At 56.0% G+C, this 9,953-nt stretch carries 6 protein-coding genes and 1 pseudogene; 6 read left to right on the top strand and 1 reads right to left on the bottom strand.

The window, feature by feature from the left end; all coding sequences use genetic code 11:
* Positions 1-430 precede the first annotated feature (430 nt).
* The 3 genes and pseudogenes from IVB01_RS23925 to IVB01_RS23915 form a co-directional block, all read left to right on the top strand.
* Positions 431-652: a hypothetical protein gene (locus IVB01_RS23925; RefSeq protein ID WP_247307126.1), complete on the top strand. Its 222-nt coding sequence runs from the start codon at positions 431-433 to the stop codon at positions 650-652.
* Positions 653-1,256: 604 nt separating this feature from the next.
* Positions 1,257-2,636 (top strand): aspartate aminotransferase family protein, encoded by a 1,380-nt coding sequence (locus IVB01_RS23920; protein WP_247333775.1) that lies wholly within the window; start codon positions 1,257-1,259, stop codon positions 2,634-2,636.
* Positions 2,637-3,092: 456 nt separating this feature from the next.
* A pseudogene (locus tag IVB01_RS23915) lies at positions 3,093-3,940 on the top strand (IS110 family transposase); the annotation flags it as partial.
* A 367-nt stretch (positions 3,941-4,307) separates the two neighbouring features.
* On the opposite strand, the gene ybgC reads toward IVB01_RS23915, so the two are convergent.
* Complete coding sequence (gene ybgC / locus IVB01_RS23910; protein ID WP_247333777.1) at positions 4,308-4,751, bottom strand: tol-pal system-associated acyl-CoA thioesterase; 444 nt, start codon at positions 4,749-4,751, stop codon at positions 4,308-4,310.
* A 1,465-nt stretch (positions 4,752-6,216) separates the two neighbouring features.
* Here ybgC and IVB01_RS23905 point away from each other — a divergent pair.
* From IVB01_RS23905 to IVB01_RS23895, 3 genes are all read left to right on the top strand, one after another.
* Complete coding sequence (locus IVB01_RS23905; RefSeq protein ID WP_247307134.1) at positions 6,217-7,689, top strand: coproporphyrinogen-III oxidase family protein; 1,473 nt, start codon at positions 6,217-6,219, stop codon at positions 7,687-7,689.
* Between the two features lie 20 nt (positions 7,690-7,709).
* Positions 7,710-8,900 carry a hypothetical protein gene (locus IVB01_RS23900; RefSeq protein ID WP_247494929.1) on the top strand — a complete coding sequence of 397 codons (1,191 nt, stop codon included), beginning with the start codon at positions 7,710-7,712 and terminating at the stop codon, positions 8,898-8,900.
* A 71-nt stretch (positions 8,901-8,971) separates the two neighbouring features.
* Positions 8,972-9,454 (top strand): GNAT family N-acetyltransferase, encoded by a 483-nt coding sequence (locus IVB01_RS23895; protein ID WP_247307138.1) that lies wholly within the window; start codon positions 8,972-8,974, stop codon positions 9,452-9,454.
* Positions 9,455-9,953 lie beyond the last annotated feature (499 nt).

Genomic DNA, 9,953 nt, shown 5'->3' with positions numbered 1-9,953 from the left:
AAAATAATTTAAAATACGCGAGATATCGTGCCAGAATAATCACTGCGTTTAATGGTGACTAGTGTGCACAAACTAAAAAGATGTCCGCCAGCGTGAACCGGCGGCGCCCGTCACAAGCTTGTGGCACGGCCCTTGCCTAGTCGAAACCAACTGGGATTTTAGTGCCCCGTTTTGAGACAACGCGCTGCCGGGGGACCGGCAATTTTGAGCCGGCAGCGCTTTCCCTCTTAGGCCATCACTGTGTTGGTCCAGTCCCGCATGCCTACCTGCTCCAGCAAACCTTCCCAGTCGGCAATCCCATTCTCCCCGGGACTCCTCCTCGCGGTCAGCGTCAGGCCCTCGGCCGTTCCTGTTTGGGTAACGCCGCCCTGTTCTCGTTGTCCAAGGCAGCGCTTAGGAACGTTTCAGGTGGGCGGGCGCTTTGGGAGCAATGACGAACTCCGTCATCCTCATTCCCGGCATGCTCAAGCCGCTACGGCTGGCGCGCGTGTACGGCTTTCTGGTCGAGCGCGAAGCCGGCGTATATCCCCCGGGCGGCAGCCAACCGGCATGTTCGCTGGGATTGGCGCAGAAGATGGTTGAAGGTGGCTGGCTGATGAAGCACGGGCAGCGTTACGAGCCCACGGAACAGGGTCTGAAGGCCGCAGAATGATGTAATAGGCCGCACAGGCCGCTGAGGCGTTTTGGACACGCAGGCGCTTTTTGTTCACATTTGTTGTGGCCGGAACCGGAAGTGCCGGGAAACTTCGGCAAACCGGGGCTAGCGTTCATATTGCACCTACCTCTTTCACCCGGTCGTTTTGACACGGCGCAGGCCGCAGCGAGCTCAATCGCTGCGGCCCTTTCGTCGAGCCCGCCAGCGTGAGCCGTCGGGCCTTTTGCTCCCGAAGAGACCGTGTCAGTCGAGATTGAGCTTCTTTCGAGCTGGCTGTCCCAATAGTTGGATATTGCCAGCCGCCAACCAACAAATTGTATAGCCGACTAAGCTGCCCGCGATTCCGTTCACGCGTCCTCACGCGCTACTTGAGGTCGGCGTGCTCTTAGCCTTGGCGTCGCACGATCGTTTTGGCGCAACTACAAACTTTGGTTGCGCCGGGCCTCTTTTCGCTACATCCGATTTCGCTATTGTTGAACGCGCAACGCCGAACGGACAAGGATTCGACTCCAATCTTTCGGTGGCAGCAAGTGGGCCCATCGAGCCATAAGGTGGGGGCGGGCTCGAGACCCTCTGATGAGAGTAGGAGAGGAAGCAGAAAATGTCCCACGGATTCAACGAACTCGGTGCTTGGGACCGCGATCACCTCTTGCACCCGGGGACGCACGTCGGCGCGCATGCGCGAGGTGAAATTCAAAAGCGCGTGATCAGCGGGGGCAAAGGAGTCTACATCACGGATAAGTCTGGGCGAACCAGCCTTGACGCCTTTGCGGGTCTTTTTTGTGTGAATGTCGGATATGGCCGCCAGAAGATCGCCGAGGCGATTGCAAAGCAGGCGAACGAACTCCCCTATTACCACGCATACGATGGCCACGGCACAGAAGCCCCGATCAAGCTATCCAGGATGATCATCGACCGGGCGCCCAAAGGCATGAGTCGCGTCTTTTTCGGTCTATCAGGCTCGGACGCGAACGAGACAAACATCAAACTAATTTGGTACTTTAATAATGTGCTTGGCCGACCGGAGAAGAAGAAGATTATCTCTCGCTGGCGAGCCTATCACGGCTCAACCGTCATGACAGGCTCGCTGACAGGCCTTGAACTGTACCACAACGCCTTTGATCTACCGCGTACGCCGATCCTCCACACTGAAGCTCCTTACTATTTCCGCCGCGCTGATGCGACCATGAGCGAGGAGCAGTTCGTCCAAGCCTGCGTCGACAAGCTTGAGGCAATGATTGTAGCCGAGGGTCCCGATACAGTCGCGGCGTTCATCGGAGAGCCGATCCAAGGTGCTGGCGGCATTATTCCGCCGCCCACCGGATACTGGGCGAAGATAGAGTCCGTTCTGAAGAAATACGACATTCTACTCATCGCGGATGAAGTCGTCTCCGGATTCGGCCGCCTGGGCAGGATGTTTGGTTCCGACCACTACGACATCAGACCGGACCTGATCACAATCTCAAAAGGTCTGACCTCCGCGTACGCTCCTTTGTCCGGCGTCATTATTTCGGACAAGGTTTGGCAGGTTCTCGTGAAAGGCTCCGATCACCTCGGTAGTATCGGTCATGGTTGGACTTGTTCTGCCCATCCTATCTGCGCGGCGGCGGCTATTGCAAATCTTGAGCTAATCGATGAGATGGACCTGATCAACAATGCTCGCGATATTGGAGCCTATCTCCAGTCCGCACTGACTGAGGCGCTGGGCGATCATGGAAACGTCGGCGAGGTGCGCGGCGACGGGCTGATGGCGGCGGTGGAATTTGTCGAGGATAGGGATAATCGCACCCTCTTCGATACATCAAAAAAAGTGGGTGAGCAGGTCGCCGCCGCGCTGCTTGAGCGTGGCGTCATCGGCCGCGCCTTGCCGCAGGGCGACATTCTCGGGTTCGCGCCGCCGCTGTGCTTAACAAAGCACGAAGCTGATATCATCGTCGAGAGTACAGTGGACGCAGTCAATGCTGTTTTTGCCACTTTTTAAAAAGTCCGCCTTACACTGGCGACCTCGCGCAACTGCCGATATCGCTTCAAAATGCGGCGGAATTATCGTTTCCAGCGATCCTGCGAGTTTCCGTCGGTTGGCCCTTTGGAATACCGCCAGCGTCGCACGGCTTCCCAAGTAGTATGCAACGTATTGGTCCCAGTCGAGCTTGCCGTCTCGACTCCTAACAAGTCGTGCATGGTGATGGAACCAAAACTCTTTATGTCGCGATACAGACGAGTGAGTTCTAGTGAATAGGCGTTAGGTTGTGCGACTTAAAATCGGGCGACGATTGTTTTCTAGAAAGTGGAACACAGCCGGTCGTGGAAAGAGGTCATCCCCGATGAACGGTAAGAGCGTATGTCCGTCTCTGCCGATGAGATAGCTCGCCTTACACTGCGCGTCCGAGGGTTGCTCGGGCGGACCGAGCCGATCCTCATCACAGGAGGACGAACCGTGGCAGATTATAGGGAAGCATTCGTCGGAATCGATGCCAACTGAGAAAGGCCATCCGATTGCTGAAGCAGGCCGGGAGGGAGAAGTTCGTTTCTTCGGCGAGGTCGATGCTTCGGCAACCAACATGGGTCGCATCATAGCGCGGATCGCCAACCGGTTCGACCGCGTGCATTTCTGCTACGAGGCCGGCCCGACCGGCTACGGCCTCTGTCATCTGATCCGATTGCTGGGCCATGAATGCACGGTGTTGGCACCATCGCTGCTCCCAAGGAAGCCGGGGGATCGGGTGAAGACGAATCGCCGGGACGCCGCTTCTCTCGCGCGGCTGCTACGCGCTGGCGAGCTGACGGCAGTATGGGTTCCCCATGAAGGTCACGAGGCGATGCGGTATCTCGTTCGCGCGCGAGCGGCAGCGGTTGAGGCGCTGCGGGTTCACCGGCAACAGGTGGCGTCTTCATGCTCAAGCACGACCGCACCCGTCCTCGCAAGAAGAGTTGGACGATGCGCTATCTGCGCTGGCTTCAGGAACAACAATTCGATCAGCCCGCACATCAGATCGCGCTCCAAGAAATGGTTGAAGCAGTTCGCGTCGGCAGGGAGTGGGTCGACCGGCTCGAGCGCACGATCAAAGAATTTGTCTCGGGCTGGTCTCTGGAGCCGCTCGTGCGGGCGCTTCAAACGTTGCGAGGCGTTGATTTGATCGTCGCAGCGACGTTCGCGACCGAGGTTGGCGACGTGAGCCGTAGAGCCCAGTCAACTCATGGGTTTCCTCGGCCTAGTGCCGAGCGAACGATCGACCGGAGTCTGTCAGGCGCGGCCGCATCACCAAGGCCGACATTCGCCATATGTCTGCATGTCCACCCAGCCGCGAGGTTGATCCGCAACGAGCCGGACCAGCTCGTCCGGACTGTAGATATATGGCGCCGGACGAGAGCAGGACTGGCGAAAGGCGGCGGGCATCACCTCAACCTTGGTGCAGCGCATCTGGCGGACGCACGGACTGCAACCGTCTCGCCCACCAGTTCAACCTCTCGAATGATCCCAACTTGGTCGACAAGCTGCAAGACGTGATAAGTACCCAAAGGGCCGCAAATGCCTCGACGTTTCACCTTCCAGTTCACGCCCACCTCGTTCTCGTGGCTCAATGCCGTCGAAGGATTCTTCGCCAAGCTCTTGATGGCGCTGGAAGGCAAAAGCTTGAACGAGGCGGCGGATTTATCTAAGCTCTTCCATAGCGAGCCGCAGCGACTTCGGGATGCGCTGCGCCTTTCCGGCTGAAATAAACGCCACGCGTACACGCGCCGTGACTAGGAGATTGTCTCCGCGCCTGCATTCCTGCAGCAAGGCAATCGACGCTCCCCTCACCTCTTGCGGGACTGTGACGACGTCAAGCAGGTCATCCAAGACCGCCGGTTTTAGAAAATCGATCCTCATGGAGCGGACCACGAAGGCAAAGCCGGGCGCATCGTTCTTAGCTTCTTTGAGTAGCGCTTGCTGAGTGGTTCCGAGCAGGCGCAAGTAGTTCGTTCTACCCCGTTCCATGAAGCGCAAAAAATTTGCGTGATAAACAATCTGACCGGAGTCAGTATCTTCGACATAGACGCGAACCTGCATATGATGGCCGCCGTCGCGGATTTCGCCATCAAGAGAAGCTGTCACAGTGCGGTTCCCCTACTGCCCTTCTGGGACCAACCTGGAGGCCGGAACCCCTATCCAGATTCCGAGGACCGAGGTCGCCCCATCGGCAAGCGCCTTGATTCTGCGCTTCGTAGGCCACAGTCGGGATTGCCCGACAGTGCGGATTATTCAGCAGTCCTATTCCGCGAATCCTACCATTCATGGCAGTTGTTAAACTCCGGCCGGTCAGCCATCGCGGCTGGATATTCCAGGTGAGATGGTCATGGAGATCGATGAAACCGGGCAGAATGATCCACGGCACCTTGACCGGAGAGTCGGCCGGGCCGATGCTCTGCGGCCGAGCTCGTCGCTCGGTACGACACGCACCGCGCCTGGCAAGTCCGCGCCGAGCGCTGCCAGATCGAAGTCGCTCCGTGGCCACCGCGCCACAAGAAAGCGACGAGTTCATTTGCATATCCGTCACGTGCCGGGACGCTGCCTCCATCAGCCGAGCGATTCGGTCGTAAGGTCGCCGTTGGAGCAGATGTTCGAGTTCGGCATGAGAGGCCGCCATCCTCATTCAACATTCCACGTTGTCGTGTTCAGCCGTGTCCGGCTGAAGACGTTAATGTCCGGGACCAGACACTGAGGCGCGAGTATTCCGACGTGGACACGAACCACATGGTTTTGCCCTCTTCAAGCCAGGCTCGTAAATGTCTTTAGTGGCACGTGGATTGCTGGGACACCGTAAAAGGATCCGCACGACCATGACGATCTCGCATTCGCCGGCCCAGGAGTTCAAATGACACTTGCTCGACTGATCCAAATCAATGCCTTGGACGCTGCGCTATTGAGTGCGGTCCCGCCTAACGCCTTGCCGCGTCCGTCGCGGGTGCCGCTGTCGTTCTTCGCGTTGGATAGCTCTCAAGACCACCAGACACGACTAGCATTCAGCGCGCTTAGTCCCGAGCAAATCCGAACCAGTGTGACACGTTTGGGCCGCTCTGTGGCGAATGCATGCAGCGGCATGCTAATGTTGGCCTCGGACCGGGAGGAAACCAAATCAAGCTTAGTATCGAGCAATGCCCGCTTCCTTTCGAAGAGGGGAGCGGACAGAAGTTGTTCAATGGCACGCTGGAGCAGATCGAGCTCGGCGCCCGACCCGGCGCGGGTCACACTCGGAGGTGGAGCACCATTTTCTTCAGCAGTATTCGCACTCCTCGGCGCCTGAAGTCTTCCTCGGGACCGTTTCGCAACGCCCGAAGGACATTCGGCCTCGGCCACGGCATCTGTCTTCCTCGCCGAACCATAATCATCCCGCGTGTCCCGAGCGAATGGCGACAGTCGTTCTGCTCTACGGTGGTTGCCTCGAGTGGGAGCCGACAAACCCGCGTCTTTGATCGAAATGCACGACTTCGGTGAGCCCGAGCTGAAGAGCGCGATAAGACACGAGGAACGCAGCTGCCATCGCGCCTTGCCTTCACAAGAAAGCTAGAGGAGTTAAAAAATGCGCGCCCCGACCTATTCCGAGGCCTTGGAATTCGCGATCGACCGCTCGTACGACATTAACCTTGACATGTTGAGGTCACGGAATTTGCACCTTGACACGCACAACGATTATCTTGTCGGCACATATCCGCCTCTCAAGGCAATGGGCGACCTGAATGCCGAAAAGTTGTTGCTTCAGGTTTCGTCGTCAATTGATCTCTATTTTCACATCCCCTTTTGTGATCAGTATTGTACCTTTTGCCACTTCGCCAAGGAAATCAATCCATCTTCTGGGCGAGTGGAGCGCTATCTGGCGGCTTTAGATAAAGAGATGAGTTGGTCGGAGGCGGCGCTGGCCGGCAGAGCTGTTGAGACTGCTTTTTTTGGAGGCGGCACTCCCTCGTTCTTGACCAACCGTCAACTCGAAACGCTATTTGGTATGATTAGGCGGCGCTTTGATTTGTCTAAGTCGGAAGTGAGTTTCGAATTGCATCCCTCTCTTGCAAAGCAAGTGGACGCTGCAGATCGCATATCCACACTGCTTAGAGCGGGCGTAAACCGCTTCGTATTGGGCGTTCAGAGTCTAGATCCGAGCATTTTACGCATATTGAACCGCGGGCATCACCTGGACGAGGTAGTTCAACTCGTAAAGTTACTGAATGACATGGGCGTTCAGAATCTGTCGCTTGACCTCATGTATGGGTTGCCGCAGCAAACGCTCCGGAGCTGGTACGACTCACTTATCGGCTTACTGGATATGGGAATAGAGAAGTTCAATGTATTCCCATTGATGTTTAAATCTACAGACCCCGTAGCCCGCCATTTGGCTCGGGGTCGATATCAATTTGCCGGGGCTAAGGAGCGCATCATCATGCATTTTATGGCCGAGCACATCCTCACGAAACTCGGTTATCGCCATGGGCCGATTTTCTATTGGAGTAAGCAGTCGCAGCCACACTCGATTCAACAGAGCCGCAAATACGATTCCTGGAACGACAATAATCTGGTCCCGTTTGGGGTTGCCGGATTTGGTTACATGAGCCAGTGCCAGTTCTATAACGAGGCAGATTTAGATCGCTACCTGTATAGGGTTGAAGCGGGCGAGAAGCCTGTGTGGAAGGGTGTTGTCCTGTCGCACGATGATCTCATGCGCAGAACGGTAATGTTTGCCCTGCGAAGCAGTGGGGTGTTGCTCTCCCGCTTCGAGCGGGAATTTGGGGTGTCCATCGAGAAATGCTTTGGCCGCGAGCTTGAACTCTTGAATGAGGCAGGACTCATCTGCATTTCAAACGGCCTGCTTTCGTTAACTGCCGCCGGCACTATCAATTCGGGCGCCGTATCGCTGCTATTTTTCTCGAACAATATACTCGAGCGGATCGCTTACAACGACAGTAGGATAATAGACAAACGAACTGATCTGCTCGAAAAACACGATTACTCACCGGCCGCACGATACGGGTCAAGTGCCGAAATGCAAGTTGCGTTTCGATGAAGTCGCGGGCGCGCTCATTTATGGTCGCTCCTTTTTCCGTTTCCACCCCGGAAGGGTCGCCCTGCCAGGCGAAGGACATATTTTCGCATCTGACCGATAGCATTGATCGCCGGCAGCGAGAACGCCCGCTTGGGCTGGTCAGCAATTTTGTCGCCGATCAACTGCCGCACTGCATTGCGGAGGTCAAATGCAGTGAACGACCAGATGAAGCGGTTAAGGCTCTTGGGCGTAACATCAATGCGATGATTGCGAAGAAGGACTATGAAGCGCAGCTGCTAAGTCTGCCGCAATCGGACTTCGAGATCGCTAAGACAGACATCCAATATCTCGTAAATTGTGCTTATCAGATGTCTGCGTTTGCCGGCCTTCATCCCGTGGACGCCGAGCTGACGGTGGGAGAGGTACTAATCCGCCTTGCGCGCTCGAGTTGTCAACGGCAGCCTGGCATTGAGGTCCTCTCCTATGAAGATATGATACTTACGAATCCGCTGCAGAATGATCCACGCGTATACTGCCTCGGCGCGGCCGGGGTCGAGGAGCGAGATTTTTGCTTGGGCCATCAGATTATCGAGAGCGAATTGCAGTTAGCAATTGACGCTCTGCTCAAGTTGCGTGATGTGGCCGACGTGGATGCGGGGCAATGTCTTGCACTGTGCCTGGAGCGCCTTGAGTCAGCAAACAATGTTCTGACGCGCTTTTATGAACATATGTCGCCGGACTTATTTGGCCAATTTCGTGTGTTTTACGGAAAGAATCCTTACAAGAATACGCTTGGTCCAAGCGGCCGCTTCTCGGCCCGTATCGTGGCGGTCTCGGTGCTACTGGTCGGTGAAGAACTCTTCCACCAGAAACCTCAATTTTATACGGATCTGTATCGGCTGTCTGAATATTATCCGCAGAGATGCATTCACGAGGTATTCCGCTGGCTGTCGTCAGGCAAAGGAAGTGCACCGCTCAAGCCAGGTTGGCTAAAGGGGAAAGCGGACTTTCCCAGGGTTGCGACCATTTCACCAGTCGTGGAGCATCACGGCGGCGAAATCGGAACGCTGCGCACGTCCTGTGTTTGTGCACTGGATCGGTTTACCCGGATGCACCGTAGTACGGCCTTAAAATATACGGTTGAGCCGGGTCGTCCAGTTGTCGGAGTTGAGGTATCGGAAAGTGTTGAGGCTGTCCTTGCTCAGCGGCTGTTGACAGAGGCGCGCCCGTAAGCCGACGGTGGTCTCTGCGTGGCTAAAAACAGAGGCGCAGGCGTCCGCCACCGCTCGAGAGGTAATAGTCGATGTCTCAAGACGAACTGATCCTTCGTCGGTTCGAGTCCGCGGATAGCGATGATGCATGGCATCTGCACAGAAGCGCATCGCAGGATGTTGGTGTGTGTGGCCCGGAAGGGGCTTGGGAGGATGATTTACGCAATATTGGGGAAGTATACATCGCCTCGGGCGGAGACTTCGTAGTTGCGCATATTGGTGCCCGATTCGCTGCCATGGGTGGGCTGAAACCTTTTGATGATGATGTCGCAGAAGTAAAACGTATGCGGGTCGACCCCATCTTTCAGCGACGAGGGTTTGGAAGGAGGGTTCTTCGTGAATTGGAGTCGCGAGCTGTTGCTCTCGGTTTCAAGTGGATAATGCTCGATACAACAACGATCCAAGTAGGGGCCCAAAGACTTTATGAGAGCGCTGGCTATGTTCGCCGCAGGGAAGGGATGTTGCACGGATATGCAGTGATCTTCTACGAGAAGCGGCTCATTTGGCCAGGATGACCTCGCTGAGCAAATGAGGTTGTGAGACCGGATGATCCGGTGAAGCTCTACGGACGCGCAACGAGCATAAATTCAATCACTTACCCCTGACTAGCCCAAACGCCCAGTCTCGCTCCTTGGGAATGACGTCGAATGCGCTCAGAGAAAGCCGTATCATCCGCGAGGACTTTCTCATTAGTCCCGCGAGAAGGACCCAGCTTGCACTCTCCTGGATCACGATCGAGTACCAAACCTGTATCGTGATCGTCATGCAGGGACCACGCGCTGAGGGCTGATCTGGTCGGCTAGGAAGATCTCGCGGAATAGTTTGTCGCGAGGTCACAATGTCGAAGGATAGTCGTAAGGATAGCGATAAGGATAGGCATACGCCTATCCTTGAATGTGTTTCGGCATGGAATAAGGGCTCTGACTCATATGTGGAACGGCCCGGGCTGCAAGGTCTTTCTCTGATTGAACAAGGAATGGCGGTGCGGTCATATGTTCGGCCTGTGAACGCGGC

The organism is Bradyrhizobium sp. 164, from assembly GCF_023073715.1.
In the GTDB taxonomy this organism is placed as follows: domain Bacteria; phylum Pseudomonadota; class Alphaproteobacteria; order Rhizobiales; family Xanthobacteraceae; genus Bradyrhizobium.
The sequence above is the reverse complement of the archived record's forward strand: the minus strand, read 5'-3'. Positions and strand labels throughout refer to the sequence as shown.

What these genes read in the sequence shown, in the direction of transcription:
- IVB01_RS23920 (WP_247333775.1), top strand. Translation starts at nt 1,257, where the DNA reads ATGTCCCACGGATTCAACGAACTCGGTGCTTGGGACCGCGATCACCTC.
- IVB01_RS23895 (WP_247307138.1), top strand. Translation starts at nt 8,972, where the DNA reads ATGTCTCAAGACGAACTGATCCTTCGTCGGTTCGAGTCCGCGGATAGC.
- IVB01_RS23900 (WP_247494929.1), top strand. Translation starts at nt 7,710, where the DNA reads ATGGTCGCTCCTTTTTCCGTTTCCACCCCGGAAGGGTCGCCCTGCCAG.
- IVB01_RS23905 (WP_247307134.1), top strand. Translation starts at nt 6,217, where the DNA reads ATGCGCGCCCCGACCTATTCCGAGGCCTTGGAATTCGCGATCGACCGC.
- IVB01_RS23925 (WP_247307126.1), top strand. Translation starts at nt 431, where the DNA reads ATGACGAACTCCGTCATCCTCATTCCCGGCATGCTCAAGCCGCTACGG.